Below are 16,724 nucleotides of genomic sequence, written 5' to 3'. Positions count from 1 at the left end.
CTTACAAAAAGCGTGACGGCGCGAACGGCTGCAGCGGAATTTCCGGCACCTTGCCGCTGAGCAATTGCGCGACCAGCCGGCCGGTGCGGGCCGAGCCGACCAGGCCGACATGGCCATGGCCGAACGCATAGACCACGTCGCGCGAGGCGCGGCTATGGCCGATGCAGGGCCGCCCGTCCGGCATGCTCGGGCGATGGCCGAACCAGGTCTTGATGCGCGAGGATGGAATGTCCTTCGGCAGTTTCGGGAACATACTGAGCAGATGCTCGCGCAGGATCTCGGCGCGCTTCCAGTTCGGCTCGGCGTCGAGCCCGGCAATCTCCACCGTGCCAGCGGCACGCAGCCCCTTGTCGGTCCAGTTGACCACCATCTTGGCGTCCGAGGCCATCATCGAATTGCGCGGTCCGGATTCCGGATTCTCGATCATGACGTGGTAGCCGCGCTCGGTTTCCAGCGGCAGCGGATCGCCGATCGATGCGGTCAGCTGCTTCGAGCGTGCACCGGCGGCGACGACCGCCGCATCGCAGGCGATCTCGCCGGTCTCGGTGACCACGGCGACGAGCCGGTCGCCCGCAAGCTTGAGGCCTATTGCCTTGGCGGCGACGCGCTCGGCGCCGTTCGCGATCGCGTGCGCGGCGAGCGCTGCGACGTAGGCGCCGGGATCGCGGCAGCGGCCGGCCTCCTCCACCACGACGCCGAACTTGTAGCGCGGATGCAGATCGGGCTCGCGCTGGCGCATCTCGTTTTCATCGAGCTCCAGCCATTCAATGCCGACGCGCTTGCGGATACGCCAGCCGAGGTCGCGGTCGAACGGCGCACGCGAGGGAAATACGTGCATCACCCCGCGCCGCTCGATCAGTTCGGGCACGCCGGCTTCCTCGGCGAGCTGCCGGTGCAGTAGCGGCGCGTCCTTGAGCAGATCGCGCATCGCCCGCGCGGTCGCCTCGACCTGCGCCTCGGTCCGGCTCGACAGCAGATACTTGATCAGCCACGGCAAGGCCTTCGGCAGATATGACCAGCGGATCGCAAGCGGCCCGAGCGGGTCCATCAGATAGCCAGGCACCTTCTTCCAGGTGCCAGGCTCGGCCGGCGGGATCACCGAATGTGACGACAGCCAGCCGGCATTGCCATAGCTCGCGGCCTGGGTGCCGCCGGGCTCGCCCGGGTCGATCAGCGTGACTCGGAGGCCCGCGCGCAGCGCCTCGATGGCGCTGATCACGCCGACCGCGCCGGCGCCGATGATCACGACGTGACGGCCGGCGGACTCTGCCATCAGCGCGCGGCCTCTTGCTTGGGCATGATCTCTCCTGAAAACCGCTTCACACTTTTCCGGATCATGCCTGCGGCACAAAATCCTTGCCGACCGACAGCGCGCGCTGATCAACCAGGCAGTGCAGGATCGCGGGCTTGCCGGAGGCCAGCGCCCGCTCGAACGCCGGCGCGAAGTCTTCGGTGCGCTCGACCCGCTCGCCATGGCCGCCGAACGCCTTTGCGTAGAGCGCGAAGTCCGGGTTCTTGAGCTGCGTGCCGACGACACGGCCGGGATAGTCGCGCTCCTGATGCATGCGGATGGTGCCGTATTGCGCGTTGTCGATGACGACGACGATCAGCGGCGCGTCATACTGCACGGCGGTGGCGAACTCCTGCCCGTTCATCAGAAAGCAGCCGTCGCCGGCGAACGCGACGACAACGCGATCCGGATGCTGCCGCTTGGCCATCACGGCCGCCGGCACGCCGTAGCCCATCGAACCCGAGGTCGGCGCGAGCTGCGCGGCGAAAGCGTGGAAGCGATGGTGGCGATGAATCCAGCCGGCGTAATTGCCGGCGCCGTTGCAGACGATCGCATCCTTCGGCAGCCGGTCGCGCAGCCAGGTCACGACCTCGCCGTACTGGAAATGGCCCGGCAGCTCGCGCGGCTTGTCGGTCCAGGCAAGGTAGTCCGCGTGCGCCTTGGCCGCCTCGCCCTTCCAGGCGGGCGCGGCGGCGGGCTTCATGCTCTCGACCGCGGCGGCGAAGGCCGCAGGCGTCGCCTGGATCGCCAGCGCCGGCTGGTAGACGCGGCCGAGCTCTTCGGAGCCCGGATGCACGTGAATCAGCTTCTGGGTCGGCACCGGAATGTCGAGCAGCGTGTAGGACGAGGACGGCATCTCCGACATGCGGCCGCCGATCAGGAGAATGACGTCGGCGCCGGTGAAGCGATCCCTGAGCTTCGGGCTCGGGCCGATGCCGAGATCGCCGGCATAATGCGAATGGTCGGCGTCGAACAGCGAGGCGCGGCGGGACGAGGTCGCGACCGGCAGGTCGAAGCGCTCGACAAAGCGCGCGATGCCCTTGGCGGCCTCTGCGGTCCAAGCCGAGCCGCCGAGCACCACGATCGGCGCCCTGGCGCCGGCGAGCATGCTGCCAAGACGCTCGAGATCCGATGGCGCCGGCCAGGTGACCGCAGGCTCGACCTTCGGCGCGTCGGCGACCGCTGCGGTTTCGGTCAGCATGTTCTCCGGCAGCGAGATCACGACCGGACCGGGGCGGCCCTGCAGCGCGACGCGGAAGGCGCGCGCGACCAGTTCCGGAATGCGGTCCGGACGATCGATCTCGACCGCCCATTTCGCCATGGTGCCGAACACCGCCTTGTAGTCGAGCTCCTGGAACGCCTCGCGCTCGCGCATGCCGGTGTCGACCTGGCCGACGAACAGGATCATCGGGGTAGAATCTTGCATCGCGATGTGCACGCCGTGCGCGGCGTTGGTCGAGCCGGGACCGCGGGTGACGAAGCAGATGCCAGGACGCCCGGTGAGCTTGCCATAGGCCTCCGCCATCATCGCCGCACCGCCCTCGGCGCGGCAGATCACGACGTCGATCGGGCTGTCATGCAGGGCATCGAGCGCAGCCAGGTAGCTCTCGCCCGGCACGCAGGTGACGCGCTCCACCCCTTGCGCGACCAGCTGGTCGATCAGGATCTGGCCTCCGGTGCGGGCGTTGCTTTTGGTCATGAGAGCTCCCTGCGGCATTGGCGCGCGCTTGCGGCTCGCGCGGAACGTGGTCCGACGGGGGTATGATAGACGGGAATATGGTGCAAGGCCGAAGCCGCTTCTCGCGGGCGAAGCCGGGGCAAGCCATGCGATAGGCAATGGGCATCGCCCTTTCGTCATCGATTTCCGCAGAGCGGACGATCGCCGGCGGGATCGTCGCGGACCGGCCGGAGAGCAGATAGGTAACTTCCGCCGATTTCAGGGCGCCCTCGCCGTCAGCTTGCGGACGACACGTTCCGTCGCCGGTCGGCAAGTTCGATCCGGTATCGCGGCGCCAGACTCTACCTGTGCGTGTTTCTTTCAACAACAACCCATCGGCGATGCGGTAGCCTCGCGGTCATCACGCGGCACCAACCGCCGCAGCAGCGCACATGCGGGAGAGATGATCCGCGGGCATCGCGAAGACCGACGGCGCGCGACCGCCGCACGGGGCGCGTGAAAGCCAGCACGTTGCGGCGCGCGTGACAACAGCGTGGCACAAACTGCATGCACCATCGCGTCATATGCACGATAACAATCATTCGAAGCGCGCGCGTGTTCTTCCGTAAGACTACGGTGCAGCGATCGGTCGCCTCGCACCGTTCGATGCAGGAACGCGCGGATTTCGCGGAAAATCGCCGTCTGGCGCGTCGATTTCGGCTGCGCTCACTGCACGCATCGCGCGGTCGGTCTTGCGCGATCGCGCGCGGCACACTGCATGCACTTCTTGATGGAACTCGAATCGCCTACGGTTTCGTGCAGTCACAAATTGTAAATCGTGTATCGCACCTGTCCGCCGTCCTGCGGCGGAAGGCGTTCTACTGCCGATCAGGTGCATCGTTTTGCGTTCACCAATTAATATCAATGCTGGAGGCAATGCATGTTGGGGATGAAGAGCGTCGCAAGCGTAGTCGGCTCGGACAGTTCTTACCGGCTGTTCGACGACATGCCGATCAGTGTCATGCTCTGCGAGCTGGACAATTTCAAGATCACCTACATCAACGAGTCGACGCGGCAGAATCTGAAAAAGATCGAGCATGTTCTGCCGGTGAAAGTCGACGCGCTGATCGGACAATCGATCGACATCTTTCACAAGAACCCGCAGCATCAGCGCCGGCTCTTGTCCGATCCGAAGAACCTGCCGCACAAGGCGCGCATCACCATCGGCGGCGAGACGCTCGATCTCACCGTGACGGCGATGACCAATTCGCGCGGCCGCTACAGCGGACCGATGCTGACCTGGGAGCTCGCGACCGAGAAGGCGCGGCTTGAAACCCAGACCGAGCGGCTGTTGCAGATGCTCGACAACATGCCGATCAACATCATGATGTGCGATACCGACTTCAACATCACCTACATCAACCAGACCAGCCTCAAGACGCTCGACACCGTGAAGCACCTGCTCCCGGTGGCGCCGGACAAGATCCTCGGCAACTCGTTCGACATCTTCCACAAGAACCCGGCGCATCAGCGTCGCATCGTCGGCGATCCCAAGAACCTGCCGCACGCGGCCAAGATCAAGCTCGGCCCGGAAACGCTCGACCTCAGGGTCTCCGGGCTGACCGACAAGCGCGGCAACTATACCGGCGCGATGCTGAGCTGGGCGGTCGTCACGGGCAATGTGAAGCTCGCCGACGATTTCGAGAAGGACGTGAAGGGCCTTGCCGGGATGCTGGCATCGGCCTCGACGCAAATGCAGGGTACCGCGCGATCACTGACGACGACCGCCGAATTCGTCAATCAGCGCTCGGCGAGTGCGGCGTCCGCCTCCGAAGAGCTGTCGTCGTCGGTCAACGAGATCAGCCGCCAGGTGTCCGAAGCGAGCCGCATCGCCCGCATGGCGGTCGAGGAGGCCGAGAAGTCCGACAAGCTGGTCGCGGGCCTCGTGACCATGGCGCAGAAGATCGGCGACGTCGTCGCGCTGATCAGCCAGATCGCCGGCCAGACCAACCTGCTCGCGCTCAACGCCACGATCGAGTCCGCGCGGGCCGGCGAAGCCGGCCGGGGCTTTGCCGTCGTCGCATCCGAGGTGAAGGCGCTGGCCAACCAGACCGCCAAGGCCACGGAAGACATCTCGGCGCAGATCAACGAGATGCAGGCCGCGACCGGCAACACCGCCACGGCGCTGAAGTCGATCTCGCAGGTCATCGTCCAGATCAGCGAGATCTCGACCGTGATCGCCAGCGCCGTCGAGGAGCAGGCCGCGGCCACCAAGGAGGTCACCGCCAACATCAACGGAACCACCAAGGCGATCGACGATGCCAGCAAGGCCGCCGAGAACGTTCTGGCCGCCTCCGGAGAGCTCGCCAGCAACGCGTCCGAGCTGGAAGTCCAGGTCGACAAGTTCCTCAAGAACGTGCGGGCGATGTAACGCCGCGGAGGTCGCGCGCTTGCGCTACAGCGAGCGCGCGATCAGCACTTTCATGATCTCGTTCGTGCCGCCATAGATCTTCTGGATGCGGGAATCGATGAACATGCGCGAGATCGGATATTCCTGCATGTAGCCATAGCCGCCATGCAGCTGCAGGCATTCGTCGGCGGTCTCGACCTGCTTCTGCGAGCACCACCATTTCGCCATCGAGGCCGTCACGGTGTCGAGATCGCCGGCGACCAGACGTTCGACGCACCAGTCGACGAACACGCGGGCGATCATCGCCTCGGTCTTGCGCTCGGCAAGCGTGAACGCGGTGTTCTGGAATTCGATCAGCGGCTTGCCGAACGCGGTGCGCGCCTTGGTGTATTCGGCGGTGATCTTGACCGCGCGCTCCATCGAGGCGACCGCGCCGATCGCGAGCGACAGCCGCTCCTGCGGCAATTGCTGCATCAGCTGGACGAAGCCGTTGCCCTCCTCGCCTCCGAGCAGGTTTTCCGGCGGCACCGTGACATTGTCGAAGAATAGCTCCGACGTGTCGGACGCGTGCAGGCCGATCTTGTCGAGGTTGCGGCCGCGCCGGTAGCCCTCGGCTCCGGCGGTCTCCACGACGATCAGGGAGATGCCTTTCGCGCCCGGCGCTCCGGTGCGCGCCACCACGATGACGAGATCGGCGGCCTGGCCGTTGGTAATAAATGTCTTCTGGCCATTGATGACGTAGGAATTGCCCTGCTTCTTCGCGGTGGTCTTGACGGCCTGCAGGTCGGAGCCGGTGCCGGGCTCGGTCATCGCAATGGCGCCGACCATCTCGCCCGACGCCATCTTCGGCAGCCAGCGCTTTTTCTGCTCCTCCGAGCCGTAGTTGACGATGTAGTGCGCGACGATCGCGCTGTGCACGGAGACGCCGGTGGTCAGCTCCGGCACCGTGCTCTCGAGGTCATCGAGCACAGCGGCGTCATAGGCGAAGCTGGCCCCTAAGCCGCCATAGGCCTCCGGCACGCTCGGCAGCAGCGCGCCCATCTCGCCGAGCGCGCGCCAGGCGGAGCGGTCGACCAGCTTCTGCTCGCGCCATTTCTCGGCGTGTGGCAAAAGATCCTTGGCGAGGAATTTGCGGAACTGGTCACGGAAGGTGTCCAGCTCCTCGGTCATCCAGGACGATCGGTAATGCATGATATCCCCGTGTCAGATCAACAGACCGCCGCCGGCGACGATCACCTGACCACTGATGTAGTTCGATTCCGGCGCGCAGAACAGATAGACCGCATCCGCCGCTTCTTCCGGCGTGCCGCCGCGGCCGAGCGGGATCATGCGGCCCATCGCCTCCAGCATCTGCGGCTGCACCCCGACCTTGATGTCGCGGCCGGCGACGTCGATGGTCTTCTGCTGGCTCTCGATCGGCTGGGTCAGGCGGGTGTTGATCAGGCCGAACGCCACGCAATTGACGTTGACCTTGTAGCGGCCCCACTCCTTGCACATCGTGCGCGTCAGCCCGATCAGCGACGCCTTGGCCGAGGAATAGCTCGCCTGCCCGGCATTGCCGTAAAGGCCCGCGATCGAGGAGATGTTGACGACCTTGCGGAACACCTCGCGGCCGGCCTCGGCCTCCTTCTTCGCCATCACCCGGATCGGCTCGGACGCTGCGCGCAGAATCCGGAACGGGGCAACGAGATGGACGTCGAGCATCGCCTGGAACTGCTCGTCCGACATCTTCTGGATCGTCGAGTCCCAGGTGTAGCCGGCATTGTTGACGATGATGTCGAGGCCGCCGAATGTTTCGATGGCCGCACCGACGAAACGATCGGCAAAGCCCGCGTCGACGACGCTGCCATTGACCGCGATCGCCTCGCCACCCACGGCCTTGATCTCGGCGACGACGGCGTTGCCCGGCTCGGCGTCGAGGTCGTTGACCACGACCTTCGCGCCCTCGCTCGCGAGCTTCAGCGCGATGGCGCGCCCGATGCCGCGGCCCGATCCGGAGACGAGTGCGACTTTGCCTTGCAGTTTCGACATGATCTCTCCTACAGCGCGATAATGGCTTCCCCGGCGAGCTTGATCTCGCCGTTCTGATCCTTCGTGGTCAGCGCGAGTTTTGCCCGCTTCTCACCGCCCTGCTCGATCAGATCCGTCACCGTGCCTTCGCAGGTCAACGCGGCGCCGAGCTGGGTGATCGCGGCAAAGCGAGTCGAGAATGAGCGGATGCGCGACGGGCTGACCGCGTCCGTCAACGCCTGGCCGAGATAGCCCATGACCAGCATGCCGTGCGCGAACACGTCGGGAAACCCCGCTTGCTTCGCGAAGTCGATGTCGACATGGATCGGGTTATGGTCGCCCGAGGCGCCGCAGTACAGCGCGAGGCGATGGCGGCTGATCGGCGGGAATTCCTTGTGGACGATGCGGTCGCCGACCGCGGGAACGCTGCTGCTCATGACGGCCTCGCATTGCGCACCACAATGGTGCGCAAGGTATCGGCGACGTGGATGCCGGCTTGATTGGTGACCGCGGTCTCGACCACGATCAGCGTCATCGCCCCGCCCTTCTTCTCGGTCACGCTGGTGACGCGCGGCCGGAACGTCAGGGTGTCGCCGATGACGACGGGGGCGTGATAGTCGAAGCGCTGCTCGCCATGCAGCACGCGGGCGAGATCGATGCCGAGCGCGGTCAGGAACTCGAACGGCTCGGCCGCGTCCATCATCTCCAGACAAAACAGATAGGTCGGCGGCACCGGCGCCGCTGCCCCACCACGATAGAGCGGATTGGTCTCGCCGAGCGTGTCAAGGAAGAAGCGCAGGCGCCCCGGCTCGACGCGCGCGGTCACGGGCGTAAAGCTACGCCCGACGGCGGATTGATCGACCATGGGCTGCCTCAGGCGCGTTCGTAGAGCGTCACGACGCAGGCGCCGCCGAGGCCGAGATTATGCTGCACGCCGAGCCGCGCGCCCTCCACTTGCGTAGCAGCAGCCGTGCCGCGCAGCTGCCGCGTCAGCTCGTAGCACTGCGCAAGACCGGTGGCGCCGAGCGGATGGCCCTTCGACAGCAACCCGCCGGACGGATTGGTGACGATCTTCCCTCCGTAGGTATTGTCGCCGTCATCGATGAACTTCGCGGCCTCGCCCTGTCCACACAGGCCGAGCCCTTCATAGGTGATCAGCTCGTTATGGGCGAAGCAGTCGTGCAGCTCGACGACGTCGAGATCGTTGGGGCCGATGCCGGCCGCCTCATAGACCTTCTTCGCGGCGTCGCGCGCCATGTCGTAGCCGACCACCTGCATCATGTCCGATGCACCGAAGGTCGAGGGCGTGTCGGTCGTCATCGCCTGCGCCGCAATGCGAACGCTCTTGTTGAGTCCGTGCTGGTCGGCGAACTTCTCCGAGACCAGGATCGCGGCGGCGCCGCCGCAGGTCGGCGGGCACGCCATCAGCCGCGTCATCACGCCGGGCCAGATCACCTGGTCGTTCATCACGTCGTCGGCGGTAACCTCCTTGCGGAACAGCGCCAGCGGATTGTTCTTGGCGTGGCGGCTCGCCTTGGCCCGCACTTTTGCAAACGCCGACAGCGGCGTGCCGTACTTCTTCATGTGGCTGAGGCCGGCGCCGCCGAAATAGCGCAGCGCCAGCGGCACGCCGGGCGCATCGACCAGTTTGTCGGCGGCGGCGTCGAAATCGTCGAACGCGCTGGGGCGATCAGTGAACACAGCGCCGAGTGCGCCGGGCTTCATCTGCTCGAAGCCGAGCGCCATCACGCAATCGGCCGCGCCCGATTCAATCGCCTGCCGCGCCAGGAACAGCGCGGTCGAGCCGGTCGAGCAGTTGTTGTTGACGTTGACGATCGGGATGCCGGTCATACCGACCGGATAGAGCGCGCGCTGCCCGCAAGTCGAGTCGCCATAGACATAGCCGACATAGGCCTGCTGCACACGGCCGTAGTCGAGCCCGGCATCAGTGAGCGCGAGCTTCGCAGCCTCGGCGCCCATCACGTGATATGGCGCATTGGCGCCGGGCTTGACGAACGGGATCATGCCGACCCCGGCAACATAGGTGCGTGACGTCATCGCGTGCCCTCCCGGAAATTACCCACTGGACTATTTGTTACCCATGGGTAATATACGGGCCACCTTCCGGAGTCAATGCGACAACAGCCACGCGATGGACGCCCGCTTCCCCCCTTCCAACACCGAGTCGCCCTGGCTGCCGTTCGAGAGCCGGCGCCGCGCCCGCGACGAGAAGCGCGAAGCCGTGCTGCGCGCCGCCGTGCAGCTGTTCCTCGAACAGGGCTATCACCGCGCCACGCTGAACGACGTCGCCAAGCGGCTCAACATCACCAAGCCGGCACTGTATAATTACTTCCGCGGCAAGGACGAGATCCTGTTCGAGTGCTGGTCGATCGGCCATGAGCTGGTCGACGACTGCATTGCCGAGACTTCGGCCGGCAGCGGCAGCGGCCTCGACAAGCTACGCAAGCTCACCGTCCGCTACGCCGAGCTGATGACGACGGACTACGGCAAGAGCCTGGTCCGGTTCGATCTCCGCGATCTCAGCGAGCATAACCGCAAGATCGTGCAGACCGCGAAGCGGCGGATCGACCGCGCCTTCCGCCACTATATCGCTGCCGGCATCGCGGACGGTTCGGTGAAACCCTGCGACCCGAAGCTCGCGGCGTTTGCGATCGCCGGCTCGCTGAACTGGATCGGGCACTGGTTCCAGCCCGGCGGTGAGCTGACCGGACACGCCGTCGCCGAGGAATTCGCGATCCGCCTCACCGAAGGCATCGCCAAAACAACAACGCAAATGACATCAACGCGCGAGACAACAACGCGCAAAGCAGCCGTTCCGGCTGCAGCGAAGGCGAACAAACCGCCTCGCAAGGGAAACGTGGGAAACGCATCAAGGGAGGACAGGAGTGAACATCACACACGGGCTGCGGCGGGCGCTGCAGGTCAATCCAAACGGGCTCGCAGTCGTCTGCGGTGAGCGGCGGCGCAGCTGGCGCGAGGTCGGCACCCGCGTCGCCCGCCTCGCCTCCGCGATCCGCTCGCTTGGCGCCGGCAACGGCGACCGCGTCGCGATCCTGTCGCTGAACTCCGACCGCTATCTCGAACTGTATCTGGCGGTCGGCTGGGCCGGCACCGTGATCGTGCCGCTCAACATCCGCTGGTCTCCGATTGAGAACGAAGATGCGCTGCGCAGGAACGAGCGGGCTTGCTTCTGTACGCCGAACCAGATTGGCGAAAACCTATATTGAATCTGCTCCCGGCGAAGAGCATGCATCAACGTCTGGAGCGATGATGCGTGGGCCGCGACGTACCCACATTGTTGCCTAACGGCGCGCTCAATGTGTTCCAGATCGGCCGTCATTCCGCTTCTCTGACGTTGTATTTAAGCCATTGCGAAGTTGCCGACCCGAGCGGGACGCTCCGGGATCATCCTCGGCGACGAACCTAGTCGGCATTCCACTGGCTTTGAAATTGTTCGCCTGCCTTCCATTTTCTTTAAACATGCGGGCACGGTATCTTGGGGAAGTGATGGGTGCTGTTGGAGGGGCTCATCGCTCCGGACAAATCGATAGTTTGCCGGTCGAACTGATTGAGATTGGGAAGGCCGCCTCAATGCTATCTTGCGTCGACCCTCAGCAATGCCTTGATCGCGATCAGCGTTTGATCCATTTCGCCCAGCACCAGCCGGGCTTCGGCGACGGCGGCTGCATCGTCGGTGTCGAAGGTGCTTTCATCGGGCAGCAGGCGGCCCAGCTGATTATAGCGCTCTATCAGGCTGCAAAAGTTGTCCGGCATTCTCCGCCTCGCCGTGATCATGTGTCTTGCCCCTCCCACGGCTGCTCACCTTCCCACGTCTTCCTGAGATTCGGCGGCGGCGCTTTTTCCAGATCGAGTTCACGCATCGCCCGCAGGTATGCGGTCCGGCTATCGCGTTCGATCATGATCTCAGGCCGCGCGCGAACCATGCCCTTTGCATCTTCATAGGTAAGGCCATACTGCACCAGCGCCAGCCGCGCCTGCTCTTTGCGATCCCACGCTTCGGCGCATGCCTGCAGAACGCGGCGCTGATACGCCTCGAAATCGAAATGCTCCGCGATCTGTTTCCACCATACGCGGGTTTCTGCGCTTAGATGATCCGGCGGGTTTCCAACAGGGTGTTCGGTAATTGTGACACGGTTGCGTGCCCTGGCGGCACGGTTGCGTGCGCTGGCATCGAGTTCGTCGAAAGATTTTGGACCACGAGCGCCCATCAACTGGCTTCCTTTGCTTCCTACGCGCGCGGGAGCGTCCAAAACCGCAGAACTCTCAGTAATTCTATGGGACCGATCGGTCCCTTGGGACAGTCCCAAAAAGCGACTTCCCCCCCCCCGGCATTACAACCATCCGGGTTATAAATGCGAAGCTGGCTTCGCCCCGACAGAGACCAGTACATGCCGCCCTATCTATTTCCGCAATGAATGTTCGAACAGCGCTTGATCGGATTTGGGCAAATAGGTTGTCGCCAACAACGCCGACGATGCCGCGTGAACAAATGCGCGGACCCGCCTTGCGTCACCTTCGGATAAATTTCGAGCCAGCCGTACCACTTGGCCGAGATGGCCAACTATGCGATCCACATCATTCGTCCCATCGAACTCGACCACGTTACTGCCGTTGCCGGAATTGGTTTTGGTGGCCGCTTGATTAGCGAGCATCCAAACACCATCAAGTGCGATCGCAACGATGTTGCTGTTCATCGTCATATCTTCTTCCCTCGCCAAGTTGGTCCCGGCACACTCTGCCCACGCCAACTATTGATCGTCGGGTCGACTATCTGGCTGGGTGGGTCGGGATGTCGGAGCGCCATGTTCGTGAAACTTGCAATGACTTCTTCACTGTAGGCCCGCACCTGACCCGACGCCGTCTGAGCTTCCTCCATCGCGATCCGCACGGCGACTTTTTCGAGCATCGCTATCGCTCGCGCCTTTGATGCCGCCGCTAGCTGTGTGGCAGATTGACTGCTATGTGGTAACCGGCATGATGCCGCCATGGCCTCACGACCTTCCGCTTCGATTATTTCGATTGCCCGGATCAAGGACTGGCGCGATCTATCACTCGTTGTCTTCGCCAGCAGCAATTTGGCCTTGGCAACTGTGCGACGCGCACGACGGATTCTTTCGCCAACGCTTTCAGGCATCGGCCGGAACACTTTCTTTATCGTCTCCGTGCTGATGCCCATTTGCTTAGCTTGAACCAACGCGCTCGGCAGTGCGGGAATTCCACACAGTGACGCCTCCTTGAGCACCTGCTCAAGATAGTGCGTACCGCGCCCATTCACTCGAGGCCGGCTTTGTTTTGGAATAAAGCCAACGGATACGCCTTTGATGATACCGGCCTTAGTGAGATCGCTAATTTCGTCGGCGAACTTCGATGCGCCGCGCGGTGCAAAAACCAGCGTTCCGCGCAGCGCGCGGTTTCGCACGCTGACATTTCTCCAAGTACCGATCGGCGGCATGTTGTTGTTGTGCGCGAACAGCGCCGCCGGGTTCGTTCGAAACGATTCCAGATGCCAACCGTACTCAGGATCGTCGGGATCGCCAACGATATCGCCGTAGCTGTCCTCATCCCATGGGCTGCTCAGCAAGAAGTCGAGATCGTCTCCGCTCAAAGTTCCGGCCTGCGATGCCACCTTTTTGTAGACTGAGCCCGTCATACCGACACCTCCGCGCTCGCGCCGAGTCCGCGCTCGGCTTGATCCGCGACACTTCGCAAATGATCGGCGACGTGATAGCGCTGCATCGGTCCGAAAGTAAGGGTGATTAGACCGGCGAGATCGATCAGGTCGAGCACGGCATCAACTCCGTCCCTGTCATTGACGATAGACCGCACCAGGAGGATGCGCTTCGCTGAGTGCTGTTTCTGTTTCATGGCCGAGACTTTAACCGATCTTCACAGCTCGACTTGCAACGCGTCGCACAAAATATCAGGCACCCAAACGCTCTCTGAGAATCCGTGCTGCCAGATTGGCGACCGCCTCGCGCCACTCCCTTTCTGAGGATCCAGCCGGCCTGAGGAACTCTTTGTCCGCTGTCAGAAGTGTCGCTTCCGCGTCCGATAGGGCCAACGGATAAATCCGAATCGGGCTCGACGTTCGCCCGATTCTCGCGCCCTGCCTCTCGTGATAGCGGCGCGATCGTAGGGCGCCCGAGGTCGAAGACCTCTTACACCGACGAGTGGACTTTTTGTGGCGGTAAAGCATCTGCAATCATAGCACTTACGCCGCCCGGCGTGTGGTTTTCGATCGAGATTGTGGGTTGTGGTGCCATAACGAGCAGTAGCCGTCAAAGACCTGACGCACGGTGCCCTAGTGTCTCCATCCATCCTCAATCCTATCTCTAATTACTATTACTATAAGAATATAAGAGAAGAAGGGGTCTCCGAGATCACAAACAGAAAGTTCTGCCTGCAACTGTGGGCGAACTCGAAAAGCTCGGAATGGCTAATGCTTCCGTTTGGATGCACTAGCAGGGTCTAATGCTTCCGTTTGGATTGCAGCAGAGATCGAGATCACTAAGGCTCGTTTGGCTTTGCCGGGTTCTGTTGATATCAACCTAAGGCGCTCCAATTCACGAATCGCACGCCATTGCGAGGGACGGCTGATCCCGTTGCTGGAGAATGCATCAGCGGCCAGTGCGAACGGCTTGGCATAAGCCTTGAACGATCGGAACAACAGAAGGTGAAACACCTTTCCGGTGGTGGCAAATCGAGTGGCTCGGTGAAGGAGCTTGACCTGAGCCCATGTCAATTTCACGAACCGCTCAGCCGAAAGGCCGCCCCCTGGCTGCACCGGCTTCAGTGTCTCCACGGCAATCCGTCGCCCGTGCCGAACCACATATTTGCTCATAGTGCCTCCCGCCCGTCAGTTGCCCCAATCTCCTTCAATGCATTCATCATGGTTTGCCACATTGCTTGGGCAACCTTCCGCTTGTCGCGATACCGTGCGCCGTTCTCCAGGCGCTGATCGACATCAACACCGATCTCCAAGCCATGGCATACATCGGCGCCGGCGCCCCGCATGATCTCAATCGCCTGCTCGATTTGTTCCGAAGTTTGTACTTCGAGCAAAATGCCGTCGTGAACCAGCATGCTCGGTATAAGCCCGGCATCACAGAGACGGCATGCCGCCAGCCGCAACATCGAAGCACCACCACTTTGCATCGGGAAATTGCAGAGCGTTCGTTTGTTCGGGCTAGTGCTGAGATGTAGCGGCCAGCCGTCGAACTCCGCGTACATTTGGCGCTCAAGCATCGCCCGCTCTACCATCTCGGCGCGCCATTCCCAAAACCGCGGATATTTTTGCTGATGACGAATGATTACCTCGCTGGCAATCAGCGGGTGACGGTTGAGGCCCTTGGCCAGCGATCTCACACCCATGCCGTAGCTTACGCCGAGTTGCAGACTCTTCATCAACTGACGCTGTCCGGTGTTCTCGGACTTCCAGTGTTTAACATCGGCATCGTCGGTGAGACCGCACATTAGGGCCAGCGAATGATAGATGTCACCGGCGGCGTAATCCTGGGCCAGATGTTTGTCGCCGGAAAACGCTGCGGCAATTCCAACCTCTTGTGTTCGCCAGTCGAGGTAAATTGCGATTGTTTCCTGCGGAAAGACCATGAATGACCGCATGCCGGCGTGCGCGTTGAACAGGCTTTTGGCCTGCGCATTGCGACCGGTCGCGGTGCCAAATGGAAACAGGCTCGGGCGATTCCTACCGTCGCGCCCAATTGGAATTCGTGCCCGTGTGATAACGCCAAGACTATCACGCAGCGCATGAAGACCTTCTAGTGCGGGGTGAGCTGGATACATTAGTGCAAAGGCGTCGCCGCTCACCTCGACCTTGCCGGACTCCAACCGTGGCCAGGCGACAATGCCGGCGCGCACCAGCCACTGCTCGAATCTAGAATCGCTCCAGTGACCGTCGTCATCGTAGATAGACTCTTCATCGCCATGGCTCGGATCGAACTTGCGCAGTAATCCACGAACCACAGCGGCCTTATTTTGCTGCACCAGATTCCATAACGCCACGTCAATCGGCATGCCACGGGCCTGGATGCGGGCGATTGCCTTGGCGGAATACGTCGACCAATGCAAGATGCGCTCGGCGTCAACCGGATCAAATCGGCACCATCCCGACAATTGCCGATACAACAGTAATGTCGACATCCGGACGTCTTCTTCACAGTACTGCAAACAAGCTTCACGACCATGCAGCCACCAGCGGCCCTCCCCGATGTCTCTGGCAATGGTTCCCTTGTCGATCTGTTCCCAACCCTCGACGCCATAGGCGCGGCAGGCGTCGGATAATCGCTTTCGCGGCTTCTTGCGCACCTCCTCCGGATTGTAGGTGAGCAGAATATTGCTGACGGCGAGATAAGCCGTATGTAAATCGAAGAGGTGAACGGGAAATTGCCAGCCGAGGGTCAGGAAACAAGTCATCTCGGCCCACAAGCTGTAGCCGACCACCAACGTATCGGGTCCGATATTAAACGGCGGTGTCATGCTGAAATCGCCGCGCCATGTTCGAATGGTGCGGACGTGGCCAAGATTTTGATCGAGCACATGCGCGACCATGCACAACACTACGGGGAGGTCGCCGTCGCTAACTTCATACTCGAAGTCAACGACGACGACGTGGCGGAAATTCTGCTGCCGGGTCATGAGATCGATTGCTTGGCACCGATCAACCGTAACAGCGCCGGATGATTGTCGGCCTCGATCTGGCAGTCGTGAAACGTGACAGCCAGCAATTCTTCGAGAGATCGTGTCGGCCAATTCGGTTCCGGGAATGCATCAACGTCTCGCGCATAGTCGATTTTGTAACCTTCAACACCTTCGGCCTTGCGTGACGCCGCCTGAACCCAAAATCGCTTTGCTTTCTCACAGGCAATCAGTGTGGTGCTGTTCCACGTATTATCCAGGTTCTGAGTCGGGACGTGACAAAGAAAGAACGCGTCATGCGGCTTTGTTGCCAGTGCCAAGCGATAGCGCAAGATCTTCTTGGCCGGGAGATAGCGCATCGCTATCTCCTCATCGATTACATGCAGCATGTCGCGCTTCTCTCCCTTGATTGGCACCGACGTGAAACAGAGTTCAGGTGTCCAATAGTCGTCTTCATTGGGATGCAGGCGCACGAAATCATTGGCGTCGGCGATTTTGTGGTGTGGTAACGCGGTCGGAAAACTCTCGACGCCCCCGATGGTTGGCGCTTTCTTCGACTTGAACTTTTCCAGAAAGCCGATTGGCTTCGGAATATTGATTGGAACGACATTGCCATCTGGCAAGTCAGCGGCCGTTGGTTTCGTTCTCTTCGTCATAGC

Annotated in this window: 18 protein-coding genes; 3 read left to right on the top strand and 15 right to left on the bottom strand. The window is 62.2% G+C overall.

Features of this window, described 5'->3' with window-relative positions; all coding sequences use genetic code 11:
• Window position 1 precedes the first annotated feature (1 nt).
• Together HU230_RS08955 and HU230_RS08950 are read right to left on the bottom strand one after the other, a co-directional pair.
• Complete coding sequence (locus HU230_RS08955; RefSeq protein WP_176531985.1) at window positions 2-1,273, bottom strand: NAD(P)/FAD-dependent oxidoreductase; 1,272 nt, start codon at window positions 1,271-1,273, stop codon at window positions 2-4.
• Between the two features lie 61 nt (window positions 1,274-1,334).
• On the bottom strand, window positions 1,335-2,990 hold the full coding sequence (locus HU230_RS08950; protein WP_176531986.1) for a thiamine pyrophosphate-binding protein: 1,656 nt from the start codon (window positions 2,988-2,990) through the stop codon (window positions 1,335-1,337).
• 898 nt (window positions 2,991-3,888) lie between these two features.
• On the opposite strand from HU230_RS08950, the gene HU230_RS08945 reads away from it, so the two are divergent.
• The gene (locus HU230_RS08945) at window positions 3,889-5,379 is read left to right on the top strand and encodes a methyl-accepting chemotaxis protein (RefSeq protein WP_176531987.1); all 1,491 of its coding nucleotides are present in this window, start codon (window positions 3,889-3,891) and stop codon (window positions 5,377-5,379) included.
• Between the two features lie 24 nt (window positions 5,380-5,403).
• Here the strand turns inward: HU230_RS08945 and HU230_RS08940 are convergent, their stop codons facing one another.
• Genes HU230_RS08940 through HU230_RS08920 form a run of 5 tightly spaced genes read right to left on the bottom strand, consistent with a single transcriptional unit; the run spans window position 5,404 to window position 9,426 of the window.
• On the bottom strand, window positions 5,404-6,549 hold the full coding sequence (locus HU230_RS08940) for an acyl-CoA dehydrogenase family protein (RefSeq protein WP_176531988.1): 1,146 nt from the start codon (window positions 6,547-6,549) through the stop codon (window positions 5,404-5,406).
• Window positions 6,550-6,561: 12 nt separating this feature from the next.
• Window positions 6,562-7,389, bottom strand: a complete 828-nt coding sequence (locus HU230_RS08935) for an SDR family NAD(P)-dependent oxidoreductase (RefSeq protein ID WP_176531989.1) — start codon at window positions 7,387-7,389, stop codon at window positions 6,562-6,564.
• A gap of 8 nt (window positions 7,390-7,397) precedes the next feature.
• A complete protein-coding gene (locus HU230_RS08930; RefSeq protein WP_176531990.1) occupies window positions 7,398-7,805 on the bottom strand; it encodes a MaoC family dehydratase in 408 nt (135 codons plus the stop codon).
• Entirely contained in the window at window positions 7,802-8,233 is a 432-nt protein-coding gene (locus tag HU230_RS08925; RefSeq protein WP_176531991.1) for a MaoC family dehydratase N-terminal domain-containing protein, read from the bottom strand. The genes HU230_RS08930 and HU230_RS08925 overlap by 4 nt, the downstream gene beginning before the upstream one ends.
• Before the next feature lie 8 nt (window positions 8,234-8,241).
• Window positions 8,242-9,426 carry a lipid-transfer protein gene (locus HU230_RS08920; protein ID WP_176531992.1) on the bottom strand — a complete coding sequence of 395 codons (1,185 nt, stop codon included), beginning with the start codon at window positions 9,424-9,426 and terminating at the stop codon, window positions 8,242-8,244.
• Between the two features lie 94 nt (window positions 9,427-9,520).
• Between HU230_RS08920 and HU230_RS08915 the strand changes: the two genes are divergently transcribed.
• A complete protein-coding gene (locus HU230_RS08915) occupies window positions 9,521-10,345 on the top strand; it encodes a TetR/AcrR family transcriptional regulator (protein ID WP_176531993.1) in 825 nt (274 codons plus the stop codon).
• A complete protein-coding gene (locus tag HU230_RS08910; RefSeq protein WP_224943128.1) occupies window positions 10,275-10,616 on the top strand; it encodes an AMP-binding protein in 342 nt (113 codons plus the stop codon). Before HU230_RS08915 ends, HU230_RS08910 begins: the two co-directional genes overlap by 71 nt.
• A gap of 367 nt (window positions 10,617-10,983) precedes the next feature.
• On the opposite strand, the gene HU230_RS08905 is transcribed toward HU230_RS08910, so the two are convergent.
• The 8 genes from HU230_RS08905 to HU230_RS08870 all read right to left on the bottom strand — a co-directional run bounded on the left by HU230_RS08905 (window position 10,984) and on the right by HU230_RS08870 (window position 16,721).
• Window positions 10,984-11,163, bottom strand: coding sequence for a hypothetical protein (locus tag HU230_RS08905; RefSeq protein ID WP_176531994.1), 180 nt, complete (start codon window positions 11,161-11,163; stop codon window positions 10,984-10,986).
• A 17-nt stretch (window positions 11,164-11,180) separates the two neighbouring features.
• A complete protein-coding gene (locus HU230_RS08900) occupies window positions 11,181-11,618 on the bottom strand; it encodes a P27 family phage terminase small subunit (RefSeq protein ID WP_210284260.1) in 438 nt (145 codons plus the stop codon).
• 192 nt (window positions 11,619-11,810) lie between these two features.
• Complete coding sequence (locus HU230_RS08895; RefSeq protein ID WP_176531995.1) at window positions 11,811-12,104, bottom strand: hypothetical protein; 294 nt, start codon at window positions 12,102-12,104, stop codon at window positions 11,811-11,813.
• Window positions 12,105-12,106: 2 nt separating this feature from the next.
• Window positions 12,107-13,060: an HK97 family phage prohead protease gene (locus tag HU230_RS08890; protein ID WP_176531996.1), complete on the bottom strand. Its 954-nt coding sequence runs from the start codon at window positions 13,058-13,060 to the stop codon at window positions 12,107-12,109.
• Entirely contained in the window at window positions 13,057-13,275 is a 219-nt protein-coding gene (locus HU230_RS08885) for a hypothetical protein (protein ID WP_176531997.1), read from the bottom strand. The genes HU230_RS08890 and HU230_RS08885 overlap by 4 nt, the downstream gene beginning before the upstream one ends.
• 571 nt (window positions 13,276-13,846) lie before the next feature.
• Window positions 13,847-14,251 carry a hypothetical protein gene (locus tag HU230_RS08880; RefSeq protein WP_176531998.1) on the bottom strand — a complete coding sequence of 135 codons (405 nt, stop codon included), beginning with the start codon at window positions 14,249-14,251 and terminating at the stop codon, window positions 13,847-13,849.
• Entirely contained in the window at window positions 14,248-16,065 is a 1,818-nt protein-coding gene (locus HU230_RS08875; RefSeq protein ID WP_176531999.1) for a DNA polymerase, read from the bottom strand. Before HU230_RS08875 ends, HU230_RS08880 begins: the two co-directional genes overlap by 4 nt.
• Window positions 16,062-16,721, bottom strand: coding sequence for a hypothetical protein (locus HU230_RS08870; RefSeq protein ID WP_176532000.1), 660 nt, complete (start codon window positions 16,719-16,721; stop codon window positions 16,062-16,064). The genes HU230_RS08875 and HU230_RS08870 overlap by 4 nt, the downstream gene beginning before the upstream one ends.
• Between the last annotated feature and the right edge of the window lie 3 nt (window positions 16,722-16,724).

This window comes from Bradyrhizobium quebecense (assembly GCF_013373795.3).
GTDB classification, from domain to species: Bacteria; Pseudomonadota; Alphaproteobacteria; order Rhizobiales; family Xanthobacteraceae; genus Bradyrhizobium; species Bradyrhizobium quebecense.
The sequence above is the reverse complement of the archived record's forward strand: the minus strand, read 5'-3'. Positions and strand labels throughout refer to the sequence as shown.